General features: G+C 56.0%; 13 protein-coding genes. 12 read left to right on the forward strand and 1 reads right to left on the reverse strand.

Features of this window, described 5'->3' with window-relative positions; all coding sequences use genetic code 11:
* Positions 1 to 18 precede the first annotated feature (18 nt).
* The 12 genes from EU557_RS22025 (at position 19) to EU557_RS22080 (ending at position 16,325) form a co-directional block, all read left to right on the forward strand.
* Positions 19 to 1,140 (forward strand): MBL fold metallo-hydrolase, encoded by a 1,122-nt coding sequence (locus tag EU557_RS22025; RefSeq protein ID WP_167855308.1) that lies wholly within the window; start codon positions 19 to 21, stop codon positions 1,138 to 1,140.
* Between the two features lie 405 nt (positions 1,141 to 1,545).
* Positions 1,546 to 2,823 carry a BamA/TamA family outer membrane protein gene (locus EU557_RS22030; RefSeq protein ID WP_245326354.1) on the forward strand — a complete coding sequence of 426 codons (1,278 nt, stop codon included), beginning with the start codon at positions 1,546 to 1,548 and terminating at the stop codon, positions 2,821 to 2,823.
* 206 nt (positions 2,824 to 3,029) lie between these two features.
* Positions 3,030 to 6,449, forward strand: coding sequence for a DUF4175 family protein (locus EU557_RS22035; RefSeq protein ID WP_135532643.1), 3,420 nt, complete (start codon positions 3,030 to 3,032; stop codon positions 6,447 to 6,449).
* Positions 6,450 to 6,500: 51 nt separating this feature from the next.
* Positions 6,501 to 6,953 (forward strand): ATP-binding protein, encoded by a 453-nt coding sequence (locus EU557_RS22040; protein ID WP_135532644.1) that lies wholly within the window; start codon positions 6,501 to 6,503, stop codon positions 6,951 to 6,953.
* 7 nt (positions 6,954 to 6,960) lie between these two features.
* Complete coding sequence (ybeY, locus tag EU557_RS22045; protein WP_135532645.1) at positions 6,961 to 7,446, forward strand: rRNA maturation RNase YbeY; 486 nt, start codon at positions 6,961 to 6,963, stop codon at positions 7,444 to 7,446.
* A 116-nt stretch (positions 7,447 to 7,562) separates the two neighbouring features.
* Entirely contained in the window at positions 7,563 to 7,976 is a 414-nt protein-coding gene (locus tag EU557_RS22050; protein WP_135532646.1) for an Imm50 family immunity protein, read from the forward strand.
* 83 nt (positions 7,977 to 8,059) lie between these two features.
* On the forward strand, positions 8,060 to 8,788 hold the full coding sequence (locus tag EU557_RS22055) for a GNAT family N-acetyltransferase (RefSeq protein ID WP_135532647.1): 729 nt from the start codon (positions 8,060 to 8,062) through the stop codon (positions 8,786 to 8,788).
* Between the two features lie 278 nt (positions 8,789 to 9,066).
* Positions 9,067 to 10,935 carry a tRNA uridine-5-carboxymethylaminomethyl(34) synthesis enzyme MnmG gene (mnmG, locus tag EU557_RS22060; RefSeq protein WP_135532648.1) on the forward strand — a complete coding sequence of 623 codons (1,869 nt, stop codon included), beginning with the start codon at positions 9,067 to 9,069 and terminating at the stop codon, positions 10,933 to 10,935.
* A gap of 185 nt (positions 10,936 to 11,120) precedes the next feature.
* Positions 11,121 to 12,014 (forward strand): class I SAM-dependent methyltransferase, encoded by an 894-nt coding sequence (locus EU557_RS22065; protein WP_135532649.1) that lies wholly within the window; start codon positions 11,121 to 11,123, stop codon positions 12,012 to 12,014.
* 235 nt (positions 12,015 to 12,249) lie between these two features.
* Complete coding sequence (locus EU557_RS22070) at positions 12,250 to 13,875, forward strand: Ig-like domain-containing domain (RefSeq protein ID WP_135532650.1); 1,626 nt, start codon at positions 12,250 to 12,252, stop codon at positions 13,873 to 13,875.
* A gap of 1,411 nt (positions 13,876 to 15,286) precedes the next feature.
* Positions 15,287 to 15,778 (forward strand): DUF4385 domain-containing protein, encoded by a 492-nt coding sequence (locus EU557_RS22075; protein WP_135532651.1) that lies wholly within the window; start codon positions 15,287 to 15,289, stop codon positions 15,776 to 15,778.
* 61 nt (positions 15,779 to 15,839) lie between these two features.
* Positions 15,840 to 16,325 (forward strand): hypothetical protein, encoded by a 486-nt coding sequence (locus tag EU557_RS22080; RefSeq protein WP_135532652.1) that lies wholly within the window; start codon positions 15,840 to 15,842, stop codon positions 16,323 to 16,325.
* Positions 16,326 to 16,516: 191 nt separating this feature from the next.
* Here the strand turns inward: EU557_RS22080 and EU557_RS22085 are convergent, their stop codons facing one another.
* Positions 16,517 to 17,923 (reverse strand): inorganic phosphate transporter, encoded by a 1,407-nt coding sequence (locus EU557_RS22085; protein WP_135532653.1) that lies wholly within the window; start codon positions 17,921 to 17,923, stop codon positions 16,517 to 16,519.
* Positions 17,924 to 18,217: the final 294 nt, after the last annotated feature.

Raw genomic sequence — 18,217 nt, forward strand, 5'->3', positions numbered from 1 at the left:
CATGATTCACCTGTACTCATGCGTAAACCATTGAAAGTCATCGGCCGGCTCGTCGGCAGTATTGTAGTTGTGTTGCTGGTGGTGGGTGTGGCCTTTGCCAATCTGAGCCCCGAGCTGGGCGGCAACCCCACCAAGGAGCAGCGACTGGCCTACGCGAAGTCGGGCCACTACGAGGATGGCGAGTTCAAGAATCTGGTGCCCACGGAGATGATGACCGGCGGTAGCACCTTCTCGGTGCTGTGGAAGTTTTTGTTCAGTAAATCACCCAATGCCACGCCCAATGGGCCCCTTCCTACCCAACCGCTCACGGCCGCCAGCATTGCACAAAAGGCGCCCGAAACGGTGCGGGCCACGTGGTTTGGGCATTCGGCCAGCTTAGTAGAAATAGCCGGCAAAAACATCCTCCTCGACCCCATGCTGAGCGTGAAAATGGGCCCACTTTCCTGGGTTACGCCCAAGCGCTACAACCCCCAGCTGGCCATTACCGCCGAGGAGCTGCCCGCCATTGATGCCGTACTGATTTCTCACGACCATTACGACCACCTCGACTACCAAACCATTCTGCGCCTCAAGGACAAGACCAGCAATTTTTACGTGCCCCTGGGCGTAGGTGCCCACCTGCTGGCCTGGGGCGTGGCCCCCGCCAAGGTGCACGAGCTAGATTGGGGCGACTCCGTGAAGCTGCCCGGCCTGACCATCATCAGCACACCAGCCCGCCACTTCTCAGGCCGCGGCCTCACCAACCGTAACTCCACCTCCTGGAGCTCCTGGGTGATGAAGTCGGCCACCAAGCGCGTGTTTTACAGCGGTGATGGAGGCTACGGCCCGCACTTCCAAACCATCGGCCGCCAGCACGGCCCTTTCGACTTGGCACTCATGGAATGTGGCCAGTATGATGCCCAATGGGCCAACATTCACATGCTGCCCGAGCAAACCGTGCAGGCGGCCTTAGATGTGCGGGCCAACGTGCTACTGCCCGTGCACTGGGGAGCCTTCACGGAAGCCCACCACCCCTGGAACGACCCCGTAAAGCGCGCCTCCGCTGCAGCCTTCCGCCACCATCTTCCCATGACCACTCCCGAGCTAGGCCAGCCTGTAACGCTAGGCCAACCCTTGCCACAGGTGCAGTGGTGGCAGTAGTAGAAAGCTTGAGCTAGCGGCTAGTTCCCCTCCTCAGCCAATTCTGCCCATAAAGCGGCGTGGGGGTAGGGGTAGTTGACTGGCCTAGAACCGTCATTCTCCCATGTCCCCGCCCGCTCTGCTGAGCTTAGCGAAGCATCTCTCCCTTGGGATAATCAACTGGCCTAGCCGCTACGAAGCGGTTGAGATGCTTCGGCTGCACTCAGCATGACGGGCTTAGTAAACAACGATTAAGCAACTACCCTAGACTTTCCTCAACTGAGGAAGGAGCTGGCTTTTGCTTCTGCTGATCGAGCAAAAGCTTGGAGTGGCAGAAAAACTTAAACAGCTCCTAATCATTTCTCGGACCTTTGGGTTTTAGATATCCCGGCACCGATTACATATAGTTCCATTTGAATACGTGCAGTGTTACAAGTAGTAAAAAAGGGTGGCCTAGGCCTGTTAATCAGCTGGTTGATGAACGGAACCGTTGCTGCCCAGGCACCTGATACGGCGGCCATCGTTGCGCCGCCGCGCCACAGCGTACAGTTGATTGGGGTGGGCCGGCGGCCCCAGCAGGATATAGTAGATCTGTACCGCACCCTATTTCCGCGCACCCACATGGCTGCCCACGACTCGGCGGCGCTGGGCGAGGGGCACAAGTTTGTGTGGGTAATTCCGGCCATTGGGTACACCCAGCAAACCCGCCTGCTGGTGCAGCTCACCGGTAACGTGGCCTTTCAGCGGCCGGCCGCCAACATGTCAACGCTGGTATCGGCCCTGAGCTACACCCAGAATAAGCAGCTGATTCTCACGGCCACCTCCTCCATCTGGAACCCTGGCAACCGCTTCAACTGGGTAGGCGACTGGCGCGTGATGCACTACCCCCAAAGCACCTACGGCCTGGGCATGCATACCTCTCTCGACCGGGCCGTGCTGATGGATTACAACTACTTGCGCATTCACCAGAGTGGCCTACGCAACATCAGCAAAGACCTGTATGCGGGCCTGGGCTACCAGCTTGACTATCATTGGGATATTAAAAGCCGTTTTGGAACCCAGGAGGTAAGCCACATCTCAAACTACGATAACGGTGTGCTAGGCCAGTCAATCTCCTCGGGGCCCACCATGAGCTTGCTCTATGACAGCCGGGGCAATAGCATCAACCCGCTGGGCGGCACCTATGTAAATACGGTACTGCGGTTTAACTCACGGTGGCTGGGCAGCGACAATAACTACCAAACTCTGTTAGTTGATGCTCGCCATTATATTAAGCTGGCGCCTCACTCTCAGGATGTGCTGGCCTTCTGGTCATACAACGCCATGACTTTGCATGGCAACCCGCCCTTCTTAGACTTGCCTAGCACCGGTTGGGACACGTACAGCAACGTAGGTCGCGGCTTTATCCAGGGTCGCTTTCGGGGAAAAAACCTGCTCTATGCTGAGGCCGAATACCGCTTCGGCATCACCCGCAACCGCCTGCTGGGCGGCGTAGTATTCGGCAATGCGCAAACGGTATCCGAAAACTCGCCCCTAGCCTCTAGCTCCTTGCTCACGGCACGCTTCGATAAAGTGGTGCCCGCCATGGGAGCGGGCCTCCGTCTCAACCTCAACAAAGTCTCCCGCACCAACCTTTCCGTAGACTATGGTATCGGCGCCGATGGCTCCCGCGGCTTGGCGTTCAATTTGGGTGAGGTCTTCTAGGCCATTGCCCATTGCTTCCAGAATTCTCCCTCTCTCCGAGGAGAGGGCCGGGGGTAAGGTCACGCTAGGCCACAACCAAAAACCAACCTCCTCCGAAACGGAACATTTTACCCCTTGCTGTACGTCCTTCTGCTAAGGACATGGGTTGGTGCATCCTGCGCCCCTAAATCCGTATCTTTCCCAGGCCTGAAACTGGCTGAAGACCTATGGTGGAGCAAGACCCTGCAACAACCCGGGCGCTAGACGATGTGCTGGCCCGGCTAGATGCCTTTAAGCGTAAATTTTATCTGAGTTTGCTGGTGCGGGGTGCGCTGGTGGCCGGCGGGCTGCTGCTTACCCTGTTTCTGGTGGTTAACCTGCTCGAGTACTTCCTGTACCTGCCCACGTGGGTGCGGGCCGGGTTGCTGTTCGGGTTCGTAGGCCTGTCGGTGTACGCGTTTGGGCGCTGGATCTGGCAACCGCTGGCGGCCCTTACCAACCTGCGCCGCATGCTGACCGATGAGCAGGCCGCGCGCCGGGTGGGCGAGCTGTTCCCCGATGTGCAGGACCGCCTGCTCAATGCCCTGCAGCTGCGGGGCCAGGCCCAAACCAACGCCCTGTTGGCGGCCAGCCTCGACCAACGCGCCGCCCAGCTGCGCGGCGTGGAGTTCAGCCAAGGCATCAACATTAAAAGCCAAACTAGGCCACTCTGGAAGTACGTGGCCGTGCCCGCGGCCATTGTGATGCTAGTGCTGCTAATTTACCCCGCCTTGTTCGTGCAGGGCACTGAGCGGATTCTGCACTACAACAACAAGTATAGCCCGCCCGCGCCATTCCGGTTTGTGGTGGCAAATAAAGACCTCAAAGCCTTCAAGGGTGAAGATTTTACCTTGGATGTGGCCGTGGAAGGCGAGGCCCTGCCCAACGAAATCAGCATTGAATATGAGGGGCGCACGCGCCGCCTCACCCGCAGCCAGGGCAACCGCTTTCAGTACCAGTTCCGGCAGCTCCAGCAAGATGTAAACTTCCAGCTTTCGGCCGCCAACGTTACTTCTACCGACTACGACCTAAAGGTGCGGGAGCGGCCCAACCTGCGCGACTTTGCCGTGCGAGTGGCCTACCCGGCCTACCTTGGCAAGCCCGCCGAAACCATCCGCAACTCTGGTAACCTCACGGTGCCCGAGGGCAGCACGGTGCAGTGGGAATTCACTACCGCCGCCACCGATAAGCTGCAGCTGCAGTTCCGCAACCCCGACGAAACCGTGACGGCTGAGGCCAACGATGAGCTATTCCGGGTGAGCCGCAAGGTGTCGCGCAGCCAAGACTACTCGGTGCAATTGCAGAACAGCTTCAGCCCCAACCGCGACCCAATTCAGTACCAACTCACCGTGATTCCGGACCAAGCGCCGGAGATTACGCTGGAAAGCTTCCAGGACACTACCTCGCTACGTTTTCTGGCCCTGGCCGGCAACGTGCGCGACGATTATGGCCTCTCGCGCCTGCAGCTGCACTACCGCGTGCTGAGCAAAGCGCGGCCCAATGCGGCCTACCAGACCCGCGCTCTGCCCCTGAGCAGCGGCCCCAACCAGAGCTACGCCCACCAGTGGGATATCCGGCCGCTAGGCCTCAAGCCCGGCGACCGGCTGGAGTACTTTGTGCAGGTGTGGGACAACGACGGCTTGCATGGGCCGAAGTCGGCGCGGAGCCGGGCGGCGGAGTTCCGCTTGCCCTCGCGCACCGAGATGCGCCAGCAGATGGCCTCGCAAAGCCAGGCGGTGCAGAGCCAGCTGAGCCAATCGAAGGAGCAGAGCAAGAAGATGGAGCGCGAGCTGGCCAAGGCAGAGGACAAGCTCAAGGTGAAGCGCGACCTGAACTTCCAGGACCGCAAGCAGCTCAAGGACATGCTGGACCAAAAACAGCAGATGGATCAGGCCCTCGATGAGTTGAAGAAGCAGTTTGAGCAGCTCCAGGAGCAGCAGAACCAGCTCAACCCCGAGAAAAACGAGGAGCTGGCCGAGAAAGCGAAGGAGCTACAGAAGCTAATGGAAACCCTTCTTGACCCCGAGACCAAGAAGCTCTACGAGGAGCTGCAGAAGCTCCTGGACCAACAGAAGGACCAGAACCAGCCCGAAATGCAGAAGCTCTTGCAACAGCTCGAAAACAAGGAGAATACCTTGCAGAAGGAGCTAGAGCGTGCCCTCGAAATGTTCAAGCAGCTGCAGTTTGAGCAGAAGCAGGATCAAGCCCTCGAAAAGCTGCAGGAGCTTGCCAAAGAGCAGGAGAAGCTGGCCGACGAAACCCAAAAGAACGACAAGAACTCCGGCGAGGCTCCCAAGGATAAAGCCCAGCAACAGCAGAAACAGCAGGAGCTGCAGCAAAAGCAGGCTGAGCAGAAACAGCAGTTTGAGGAGCTGAAGCAGGACCTCAAAGACATGAAGGAGCTGGACAAGCAGCTCGACGACCAGAACGGGGCCGACGAGATGAAGCAGGAGCAGCAGGAGGTGGACCAGCAGCAGCAGGAAAGCCAGGAGCAGCTCGGTAAGAATCAGAACCAGAAAGCCAGCCAGAGCCAGAAGCAAGCCGCTGACAAGATGAAGCAGATGGCCCAGAAGATGCAGCAACAGCAGGAAGAAGAGGAGCAGGACCAGCAGCAGCAGAACATTGACGACCTGCGCGACATCCTGGAAAACCTGCTCAAGCTCAGCTTCGACCAAGAGGGTTTGATGAAGCAGTTCCGCACCGTAGACCAGTCGGACCCGCGCTTCGTGCAGCTCGGCCAAACCCAACGCAAGCTCAAGGACGATGCCCGCGTGGTGCAGGACTCTCTGTATGCACTGGCCAAAAAAGTCTTCCAGATTCAGAGCTTCGTGACCCGCGAAGTGGGCGAGATGAACGGCCGCATGGATGAGAGCCTCGACCAGATTCGGCAGCGCAACATTGGGCGGGCCACCAACAGCCAACAGCTGGCCATGACCAGCATGAACAACCTAGCCCTGATGCTCAATGATGCCCTGCAGCAAATGCAGGAGCAGCAGCGCCAGAGCCAGCAGCAACAGCAGGGTGGGGGAGGCAAAGGCAGCCGCAAAAAGAAAAAAGGCAGCGCCGCTGGTGAGGGCCAGATGGGCCGCATGCAGCAGCAGCTTAACCAACAGATTCAGCAGCTGCAGCAGAGTGGCAAGCAGGGCCGGGCTCTCAGCGAAGAGTTGGCCAAACTAGCTGGGCAGCAGCAAATGCTGCGGCAGGCTATGCAGGAGCTAGAGCGCATGCAGCAGAAAAATGGCGGCAAGCCGGGCTCCAATAAAGATGGCAAAGGCCAGGACGGTGCCGGGGGTCTCGGCGACGTCAAAAAAATGATGGAACAAACCGAAACCGACCTCGTAAACAAGCGGCTGACGGAGCAAACTGTCATGCGCCAGCGCCAAATCTTGACTCGCTTGCTCGAAGCCGAAAAATCGGCCCGTGAACGGGACCAGGATGACAAGCGCGAAGCGCAGACGGCTCAGAACCGTCCGCCTGTTTTTCCGCCGGCTTTTGACCAGTACAAACGCCAGCAAAACCGGCAGACGGAGTTGCTCCGGACTGTTCCGCCCGCCCTCACCCCGTACTATCAGCGCGAGGTGAGTGAATATTTTCAGAAAATGAAGTAGCGTTGAGCTACTTTTACCGCCCCTACGCCGCTTTCCCTCTTTTTTCTTTTTATGAAGCAGGTTAAAATTCAGATTCCTTCGCTGGTCGAAAATATCCGCGTGGTGGAAAGTTTCATCGACAACTCGAAGGATACCTTTCACATTGAGGATGATATCTACGGTAACATCATGGTGGCCGTCACGGAAGCGGTAAACAACGCTATCCGGCACGGCAACAAGTTCGACAAGGACAAGAATGTGTTCCTATCGTTGATCGTGGATACCGACCGGTTGAAGTTTGAAGTAGAAGACCAGGGCGAAGGTTTCGACTACACCAACCTTCTCGACCCCACCGCTCCCGAGAACATCGAGAATCCCGGTGGTCGTGGTATCTTCCTGATTCGGCACCTAGCCGACGAAGTGGAGTTCCAGAAAGATGGCCGCAACGTGCAGCTGACGTTCTTCCTGCCCAACCCGCAGGAGCCCGCTCTGAACGATGCCGAAAACGCTTCTGCTAGCAACTGATTAGGGTATGAGCGACTTTCCGCACGACCACGACGAGTTTGAGGACGATACCACCCACGAGCACGAGGTACACGGTATCGAGTTCCTGGTGGAGGATGTCGAGTTTGAGTTAGGTGACGCTGAAGATTTGGTTTCCTGGATTGAGCAGGTAGCCAAAGTGCACGAGTACGAAATTGTGCAGCTCACCTACATATTCTGCTCCGATGAGTACCTGCACAAGGTAAACATGGAGTACCTCGACCACGACACCTACACTGACGTCATCACCTTCGACAACGCCGATACGTCGGATATCATTGAGGGCGACATCTTCATCTCGGTGGAGCGCGTGCGGGAAAATGCCGAAAAGCTGGGCGTGCCGTTCCGCGATGAACTGCACCGGGTCATGATTCACGGCGTGCTGCACCTGCTGGGCTACGCCGATAAAGACCTGCTGAGCCAGACGGCCATGCGCAAAAAAGAGGACTACTGCCTGTCGCTGCGCACCTTCTAGGCCTATTGATTTTACTTTGACTCTACTAATACTCTTTAAAACGCCCGCCGAAACGCGGGCGTTTTTTAGTTTTAGGTGGCCTAGCTCTTTCTGCTGCCTTATACTGAGTGCTATTTATGTCTGAACTTGAGAGCCTTGCCCTCGCCCGAATCGTTAATGCTGAAGTAGTTCGTCAGTTCTTCGGTTACTGGCCTAGCTTTCATGACGCGGAAATCACCAAAGTAACTTTTGAAGCTAATCGTGGCTATCATGCCGCCGCCACGTTTGTAATCAATGCCTTTGGCATGACGAAAGAGGGGCAGACAAATAGATTTTCTAAGCCAGTTAAACACTGCACAATAGAGCTTCAATTTATCGACATTCAGGAAGTGGAGTTTGATTGCTTCAGCCACCAAAATGTGATTTTCGACTTACTTATCGAAGAAAGTGGAAGTAACCTCAAATGCACTTTTGACTCTTCGGTAGGCTTAGATGCTAGTATAGTTGCGAAGGAAGTGCGCGTATTGAGTTTAACTCCCGCGACTCATTAACAAGCTTTGTAGCTATTACTTGCTTACTAGCTGAAGCCCGCCTATGCTACCTTTTCATTACCGAACTACCCTACATACGCCGCATGTCCGCTACTCCTTCTTACTTCCCCATTATCAGAGGCGACGCGCTAGATTATTACTTGAGCCAGGGCTACTACCGGATGCACCAGGACTTGTTTACCTGTCGGTTCCTGCCCATCAACGATACCCTCTACACGGTGCATTGGCTGCGGCTAGTGCTGCCTGAGATGGAATTTGGTAGTGAGCAACGCCGGCTGTTGCGCCTCAACGAGCGGTTCTCCACATCCATCCGGCCGTTCCGGCTTACGGATGAGCTGGAGGCCCTGTACGCCGAGTACCGCCGCTCCATCACCTTCGATGCGCCCGAAACGGTGGAAGCCTTTATGCTGGCTGGCGCTACGCACAACGTGTTCAACTCGGAGGTACTAGAGGTCCGCGACGGTGACCAGTTAATTGCGGCGGGTATCTTCGACAGTGGCGCCCGCACGCTGGCCGGTATCATGAACTTCTATCACCCAAGCTACCGCAAGCACAGCCTAGGCAAATACCTCATGCTGCTGAAAATTAAGCACGCGCTAGCTAAGCAGCACGACTACTATTACCCCGGCTACCTGGTGCACAACTATCCCAAGTTCGACTACAAGCTATTTCCCTGCCTGGCCGCCACGGAGGTTTTTGACTGCGTGACGGGCCTATGGCTGCCTTTTTCCTGGGATACGGTGGCGGCTCAATCAACTCATCTAATGCGGGATATCCCGAATGAGTACTTCGAGGACTTCGACGTAGACTAAACCTTCTTACGCCTCGCGATAAAGCCCGCGGCTGCGTATCTTTGCGCACGTTTTGAGCGCGTTGCGTCTGGCTTTCTGAACTTGTTTCTCTAAGAGCGCCCGCCCAAACGCGGGCGTTTTTGTTGGTAAATATGTAGCGCGCAGCTCTGGCCGCGCACCATGTTGAACGACTAAGCCCCCAAGTGCTGTTTACCCCGAACGAATTACCGTTAGCAACCAGCTAACATAGAGTTCAACAACACGCGAAGCTCCGGTTTCGCGCTATTGCCATCCCCGCCATGTTTCAGCAAGAAGAGTACGACGTTATTGTAGTAGGAGCCGGCCACGCCGGATGTGAGGCGGCCGCCGCGGCTGCCAACATGGGCTCAAAGGTCCTGCTCGTGACGATGAACATGAACACCATTGCGCAGATGTCGTGCAACCCGGCTATGGGCGGGGTGGCCAAGGGGCAGATTGTGCGGGAAGTTGACGCGCTGGGCGGGCAGTCGGGCATCATCACCGACAAAACCATGATTCAGTTCCGGATGCTGAACCGCTCCAAAGGCCCCGCCATGTGGAGCCCGCGTGCGCAAAGTGACCGGATGCGCTTTGCCGAAGAGTGGCGCATGACCCTGGAGCAAACCCTGAACGTGGACTTCTGGCAGGAAGCCGTAACTGGCCTAGTGGTGGAAAACGACACGGTAATAGGGGTAAAAACCCAGCTCGGTATTGAGTTCCGGGGCAAGGCGGTGGTCCTGACCAACGGCACCTTCCTGAACGGCCTTATCCACATTGGGGAGAAGCAGTTTGGGGGTGGCCGCGCCGCCGAGAGCCGCAGCACTGGCATTACGGAGCAGTTGAAGGAGCTGGGCTTTGAGGCCGGCCGCATGAAAACTGGCACTCCGCCCCGCGTGGATGGTCGCAGCCTCGATTACTCTAAAATGGAAGAGCAGTCGGGCGACGCCGAGCCGAGCAAGTTTTCCTACCTCGATACGCCCACATTGACCAAGCAGCGCCCCTGCTACATCACCTATACCAACCCCGAGGTGCACGAAATCCTGAAGGAGGGCTTCGAGAAGTCGCCCATGTTCCAGGGTCGCATTAAGGGTCTGGGGCCGCGCTATTGCCCTTCGGTAGAGGATAAAATCAACCGCTTCGCCGACAAGGACCGCCACCAGATTTTTGTGGAGCCCGAAGGCTGGAGCACGGTAGAGGTGTACGTGAACGGCTTCAGCAGCAGCTTGCCCGAAGACGTGCAGTACCGCGCTTTGCGCAAAATTGCCGGCTTCGAAAACGCGAAGATGTTCCGCCCCGGCTACGCTATTGAGTACGACTTCTTCCCGCCCACCCAGCTACATCTGACGCTGGAAACTAAGCGCATCAAAAACCTGTATTTCGCGGGCCAGATCAACGGCACCACGGGCTACGAGGAAGCGGCGTGCCAGGGCCTGATGGCCGGCATCAACGCCCACAACCGCGTGCACGGTAAGGAGCCTTTCATACTGAAGCGGAGCGAGGCTTACATCGGCGTGCTCATCGACGACCTCGTAAACAAAGGCACCGACGAGCCCTACCGTATGTTCACGAGCCGCGCCGAGCACCGCATTCTGCTCCGCCAAGACAACGCCGACCTGCGCCTCACGCCACTAGGCCACTCGCTGGGCCTGGCCTCGGATGAGCGTATGGAGCGCGTGCGCGAGAAGCAGGAGCAGACCGCCGAAATCGTGAAGCTGCTGAAGAACTTCGGTATTGAGCCCACGGAAATCAACGGCTGGCTGGAGGAAATTGGCTCAGCTACCATTCATGAGAAAACCCGCGCTGTGAACCTCCTCCGCCGCCCCAACGTGGAGCTGCCCGAACTCACGCGCGCCCTACCCACGCTGGCCTTGGCCCTAGGCCAGTACCGCCCCGATGCTCTGGAGCAGGCCGTGATTCTGGTGAAGTACGAGGCCTACTTGGAGAAGGAGCACCAGCAAGCTGCCCGCGTGCAGGAGCTGGAAGACTTCGCTATCCGCGGCCGCCTCGACTACAAAGCCATGCCCGCCCTCTCGCACGAAGCGCGCGAAAAGCTGCTCAAAATTCAGCCCGAAACCCTAGGCCAGGCCAGCCGCATCAGCGGCGTATCTCCCGCCGACGTGTCGGTGCTGATGGTGTACCTGGGCCGGTAGAGTAGTGGTAAAACAAAGAGAACGTCATGTCTCGACAAGCTCGACATGACGTTCTGTATTCCACAGGCCTATTAAAGCTGCCACGAGTTCTTAGTGAATTTGTGGCAGCTTCTGTTTTGTACCTTCGCATTCGGGGCGGCCTGGCCTAGGCCTGCTTCACCAATCAAATTCATTAACACAACTCAGTGGTTTACGAACGTCTGGACAAATGCCCGGTGTGTGGCAAGACGGAGCTTCGCAACAAGCTCGTGGTGGAGGACAAATCGGTCAGCAAGGAAAGCTTCGCTATTCAGCAGTGCGCCGCCTGCTCTTTTCAGTTTACCAACCCGCGCCCCGACGCCGCCCACATTGGGCGGTACTACGAGTCGGAGGAATACGTGTCGCACAACAGTGGGGCAGGGGGGGTTATCAACCAGGCCTACAAAGTAGCGCGCTTCTTTACCATGCGCCGCAAGGTGGCCCTGCTCAACAAGCAGGCCCCGCGCAAGGGCCAGCTGCTAGACTATGGCTGCGGCACGGGTCATTTTCTGGAGGCGGCTAAGTCGGCGGGCTGGAAGGTAAGTGGCCTAGAGCCCAACCCGCGGGCCCGGGAAGAGGCCAGCCAGCGCGTAGGCCAACCCATCGGCTCCGACGACCTGACGGCACTGGAGCCGGGCTCGTTTGATGCTATTACGCTCTGGCACGTGCTAGAACACGTTCATACCTTGAACGATACCCTGCAGCAGCTCATCAAGCTCTTGAAGCCCGATGGTGTGCTCATTATTGCCGTGCCTAACGTAGAGAGCCTCGACGCCCAGCATTACCGCCAGGACTGGGCTGCCTATGACGTGCCCCGCCATCTGTACCATTTCAGCGCCAAAACCATGACCCAGTTGCTCAAAAAGCATAAAATGGGCGTGCGTGAGGTGCTGCCCATGGCGCTAGACGCTTACTATGTGAGCATGCTCAGCGAGAAACACCGCGCCGAGCGCGGGGGCGGCCTGCTTACAGTGCTTAAAGCCGGCTACAAATCCAACCAATATGCGGCCCAGCACGAGGGCCAGTATTCCAGCCTGATTTACGTTGCCACCCGGCGCTAAGTGGCTTAGCGGGTGGGGTAGGGGAGGGGCTACTCTTCTGCTCTCCATTACATTATCATTCCGAGCGGAGCGCGGAATCTGAGTTACTGGCCTAGCGGCTTGCCTTAGATTCTGCGCTTCGCTCGGAATGACAGTTTTTGGCCGTTGCAGCGTTGTGCATTGTACCTTCGAGCTGTGAATACGGACTTGCAGCCACAGATCGTAGTCCGTCCTTTCTTCCGAGACTTTTCTCTTTATGCTTCACCTTGCCCGCTTAAGTTGGCTCTTTCTTATACCGGCAGTAGCTGGCCTAGCCGGGTGCGCGGCCGTTAGCTCCCCAGAGGGCGGCATCCGGGACACTACCCCGCCTAAGCTGGTAAGCAGCCTACCAGAAAACGAAGCGCGTAACGTGCGTGGGCAATCTATACGGCTAGTATTCTCCGAGTCTATTCAGGTAAAGGACCTGCAGAAGAACCTGATTATTGCGCCTTACATCGGCGACGATAACAAGTACAAAGTGCGCGAAGACCGCAACGCCGTCACGCTCACTTTTGATAAGCCATTCACGCCTAACACTACCTACTCCTTCAACTTCGGCAACGCCATTTCCGACATCACGGAAAGCAACCCGGCCCCCGATGCCCGAGTGAGCTTTAGCACTGGTGCCCAGCTCGACTCGGGCGCGGTGCGGGGCTCCGTGACGGAACTGCTTTCGGGCAAGCCGGCGGCAGAAGCGGTGGTGATGTTGTACCCGGAAGGCGATACGGCCAACATTCGGCGGGGCCGGCCATACTATTTGGCTCGCACCGATAAACAGGGTCGGTTTTTCCTGCAGTACCTCAAGGCCGGTAACTACCAACTTTACGCTCTGGCCGATAAGAACCAAAGCTTGCGTTACGAGGAAGGAGAGCGAATTGCCTACTTACCTTCTTTGTACACCGTGCGGCCCAACGCCGACTCACTGCAGCTTGTTCTCACCCGGCCTGATAGTCGGCGCCCTACTTTGGTTAGCCAGAAGCCTGGCCCCACCGACTTTCAAGTGAGCTATAACGAAGGCCTGGCCACGGCCACGCTGTCGGCGCTCAGCGGAGCCACGGCGCCCGTGCTCAATGAGGCGGTGCAGTTGACGGAGCGCGGCCGCAATGTAGTGCTCTACCGCTTCCCCGACCTCACGGAAGGCCGTTACCTGCTAGCTGCCACTGACAGCGCCGGCAACGTGGGCCGTGACACCGTGAATGTGCGGTTTCAGGGCAATCCGCCCACCAAACGTCCCGCTCCTTACTCCGTAGAAGGCAGCCCGCGGGAAGTGTACCGCCAGGGCCAGGTGAAGTTTAAATTCACGGAGCCCATCCGGCTGGTAGCTGGTAAACCCATTGGCACGCTCGTGGAGGACTCCTTAAAACGCCGCCCCCTCCGGGTACCCACCGACGCCGTTTTAAGCCCCGACCGTAGCACCCTGACCATTACCCTGAACACTCAGGCGAAGAAAAACGTGGGTATTATTCTGGATAGCACCGTAGTGCAAAGCATAACCGGGCAGCGTTTAGGCCTAAAGCCCCTGACGCGTCTCCGAGTGACTGACCAAGCGACTACTGGCACGCTTAGTGGCTCTATCAACACAAAGTACACCAGCTATCAATTGCAGCTCTTAGATGCCAGCAACCAAGTGGTAGCTACTCTGCTTAGCCCCAAGGGCACTTACCGCTTCGACTACCTGGCGCCCGCCACCTACACCCTGCGCGTGCTTATTGACACTAATAAAGACGGCCGCTGGCAGGGCGGCGACCCGCAGCTCCGGGTGCCCCCCGAGCCCATTTACTTCTTCCCCAAAAGCATTCAAATTCGCGCCAACTTTGATATAGTAGAGGCGCTTAGTTTCTAACCCATTGTTTCTTCTCAAGGAATGCCCGGCCTAACAAGTCGGGCATTTCTGTTTACGATGACTATCCATCGACACGGTGTAGAAACGCACACTTAGCTCCGTCAATCTTCGGTTCTTGTCTTCGTTGCTCTTTGGTTGCTGATGTTACCTGTACAGCGTCGTTCTAGGCCAGTTGTTATGTTGCCGAAGCGCCTTAGATGTGACGTCTATATTACTGTTCAAGTGCGGCACTCCAAAGGCAGTTTGATTGTCCTCAGCAGGATGTTATATGAATAGGTAAGGCGTACGTGACTAGCTAGGCCACTCAGTCTTGGCTAAGATGGAGTTCAACCGTACCCCTTATAGCTCTTCTCGGCAGAAGAGAGGCTAATGGTCCGGTAAAGTACTATTTCTTCCTATATAGAAAATAGCCCATGCAGCTATCCACATTCCATATCTGCGTTTCCAGCTCAGCAAGGCATATTTTACCTGTCTCTCCACACGCAATCCACATAGTTTTCCACGTCTGTTTACGCTTAGGCCATAATCTGTGGATAATGGTGGGGAAACCTGGGGATAATGCGTGGAGAAGTTGGGTACAAGTTTTTTTGGCTGCTGTACAGCTATAACAGAGCAATTAGGTGGTGGACAAGGGTGGATAACTTTCCCCCGAAAATTCTACAATCCACACTCCACACACAGTGTGAATTGTGGATTTGTTGACAAGCTATGTGGATTGTGAAAAACTAGTTTAACTACTTATAAAACAACTAGTTACTATCCACATACCCTGTTGATACACGGTGCATAACTCTGTTCTTGTACACAAGTTATCAGTCGTGTTAATAACCCTTTCTTTTTATCCACTTATACACAGCCCCTATGACAGAGAAGAAAAAGAGACTTTAAGAAAAAAATATTTTAAAAGTTATTAACCTGTGGAAAAGCGAGCCGGGCTTTCGGTTTTCGTTTGAGTGGCCTAGCGCATGAGTTATTAGGCAGCCGAGCCAAAGAAGGTGCGGATAGGAGTACTTGCAGAGGCGTCGAAAAGCGAGGGCAGTTCTGCTAAGCTGCTAACTTCTGGTTTAGCTCAACCCTCTTCAAACCACTAGGCCAGTTGAGCCGCAACCCAGACACATAGTGCCACTGCGTAGATGTTTCCTTCGCCCATACCACTTGCCATAGCAGAATGCTTCGGCAGCCTCTGCCCAAAGCAGCCTAAACTACCGGCATTGGCTTATCTACATCTCCGAAGTGTTGATATAAGGAAGTGAGTGAAATAAACTGTTAATAAGTAGGTAGTTATCCACAGGATAGAAGGTGGTTATCCACTGCTGGGGTGGGCATTTAGGAGTTGGGGCAGCCAGGAACCTGGAATGGGCGTATAGCATCCATAAATACACAACTTGTCCACAGCACTGGCCTAGCCTTTATGCCTTTCAACTACGACCTTGATTTTCATTCGCTGGACTTTCGGGCTCACCCGGAGCTTTACCGGGTGGGCAAGGGCGAGCAGGGGGTGCTGCTGGTAGAGCCCTATAAAGGCGAGATTCTGCCCCACTGGCGCTTCCGCACCCCCGCGGTGGCCCAGGAGTCTAGCACAACCATTTACGGGTTGTTTGAGGCCTATTTACAAGATCACGACTTTGTGGGTGCCGACATGGCTCGTAAGTTCCTGCAGATGGGCTTTACTAGAGCGCGGCGTTATGCCAACCACCGTGGGGGCAAGAAGTACGATGGACCCGTGCCCGACGACAAAAAAGGCCAGAGCGGCGCCCACGGTCGGGCCGAGTTGCCCCGCTCTCCCGAGGACCCCGCGAAAGCAGAAGCGGCTGCTATATTTAAGCAGAAGTGGGACCAGGCCAAACAGCACCCCGAGTACCTACGCCAGCGAGCCGAATTTGAGGCCCGCTACGGCAAGTGAACCTTGAATACCTACCTTTACCCTGCTTTTTTTAAGAACCTCCACCCTCACTGATATAGCCATGCAAACGCCCTCCAATCAATCCTCCGGCACCGAAGAAAACGAAATCACCTTAGGCGTGGGCATGGGCCCGCTTAAGTTCGGTGCCTCCATGGATGAAGTGCGCGCCCTGATGGGCGAGCCCGAAGAAATTGAAGAGTCGGAAGACGACGACGAGTTTGAGCACCAAGCCTGGAACTACCTGGAAGAAGGCTACTCTCTGTACTTCGACCGCGAAGATGACTACCGCCTGAGCTGCATTGAAACGGACCACCCCGGTATCCGCCTGTACGGTGAAGCTATCCACGGCATGTCGCCGGAAGCTATTCAGGACCTGATGCAGCGCCACGGCCACGAGCAAAGCGAGGTAGAGAAAATGGACACCGGCGAGATGCGCCTCTCCTACGAGAAGGAGATGATTGACCTGTATTTTGACGAGGACCAGCTGCAGTTTGTAAACTTTGGGGTCTTCATCAACGACGACTTAGAGGTACAGTGGCCTGCTTAGCCAGAGTTATCCACAAAATCACACGATTTTCGTGTTGATAAGTTGATAAGTATTTGATAAACCGTGCATTCCTGCCGCCCCTTTCTCTAAGTGAATTGCTCTTCCCAAATAGAGCCACCTAAAGGAATCAGGAAGCAACAAAAAAAGCCACCCCGGTCTGGGGTGGCTTTTTTGTGTAATTTCAAGATGGCCTAGGAAGGCAGGATAGCTCTGAAGAGCAGGAATAATCCGCCAGCCAGTGCCACCGTAACCGGCAGCGTGAGTACCCAAGCCAGAGCAATGTTGCGCACCATCTGGGGGTTGAGGTTCTTGATACCGCGGTTAGCAACCATAGAACCGGCAATGGCCGACGACAGTACGTGCGTGGTGCTGCTGGGCAGACCGTACGACGTAGAAGCGCCAATCATGGCGGCGGCTACCAGCTCCGAAGAGGCACCCTGCGCGTAGGTCAGGTGCTCCTTACCGATACGCTCACCGATAGTCTTCACGATACGTTGCCAGCCAATCATGGTGCCTAGGCCTAGGGATACCGACACGGCTACTAGTACCTGCCAGGGGGCGTAGTCGGTGAAGCCTTTCATGGTGTCTAGGCCAGTTTTCAGCGCGTCGCGGTCGGCAGTGCTCAGGCTTACCTTGTCGCTCGACTGGATTTTCTTCGCCTGATCGTTGAGCAGCAGGATAGCTTTGCGAATCTCGAAGCGGGCATTCTGAGGGAGCTGGCTCACCTGCGTTTTGCCGGCGAAGATGCTGTCCAGAGAATTGGTTTGCAGCTTAATGCTGGCTACCGATTCACGGTCTTTCGTGCCCAGCTCGTTCACGTTCACCTTCTGCATCACCTGCTCCACCTTTACCAGCGAGTCGCGCATGTCGAGGGGGTTCTTGCCGTGGTCGAGGGCGAAGTACGTGGGCACAATGCCGATTAGAATCAGCATCATGAGGCCTACACCCTTCTGACCGTCGTTGGAGCCGTGGAAATAGCTTACCAGCGTGCAGGTAGCAATAAGAATCAGACGGATCCACAGGGGTGGGGGCTTGCGCTTGTGGGGCTCCTTAAAGATGGACTTGTTCCGTACGAAGCGCTTCAGCAGGAACATCATCACAATGGTCAGTGAGAAGCCAAACAGTGGGCCTACCAGCAGGGCAATACCGGTTTCGCCGGCTTTGCCCCAGTTTACGGCGGCATTATTGGAGCCCGGCAGGAAGCTGTAGGCAATGCCCACACCAAGAATAGAGCCGATGAGGGCGTGCGACGACGAAGCGGGGATACCGTAGTACCAGGTGCCCACGTTCCAGATAATGGCGGCCATGATAAGCGCGCCCACCATGGCAATGCCGTGGTACACGTTCTGGTCCACGAGGCTTTCTACCGGGAGCAGGTACACTACGCCCATGGCCACGGCAATACCGCCCGTCAGAACTCCGATGAAGTTCCAGAACGCCGACCAGATAACAGCCACCCACGGACGCAGGGTGTTGGTGTAAATGACCGTGGCTACGGCGTTGGCCGTGTCATGGAAACCATTTACGAATTCAAAGGCGCAAGCTGCCACCAAACAGGCAATCAGCAGCAACAGCACATGAGGCTCTAAGCCAAACATAAGGGGGGGATTGGTGAGTATTCAGATTTTGGCAACCAAAGGTAGGGGTGCCGTAAAGGGGCACAAGATTATGAAATTGTTACCGCTCTAGCAGAATAGGCTCCGGCTTGAGGCGCTAAACGTAGGCTAGCCTTGCAGGTTGGCTAGGCCACTGCAAGAACAGTAAATTACTACTAAACTGAGGCAGAGCTGCATTTTAGCCGGAAGATATAGACGACTAGCTAAAGCTTTGGCTACTTTTGCCCACACAGTAGAACTGAGAGCTTAGAAGTTAGATAGTAGACCTGCTTTGGC

This window comes from Hymenobacter wooponensis (assembly GCF_004745865.1).
Taxonomy (GTDB): Bacteria; Bacteroidota; Bacteroidia; order Cytophagales; family Hymenobacteraceae; genus Hymenobacter; species Hymenobacter wooponensis.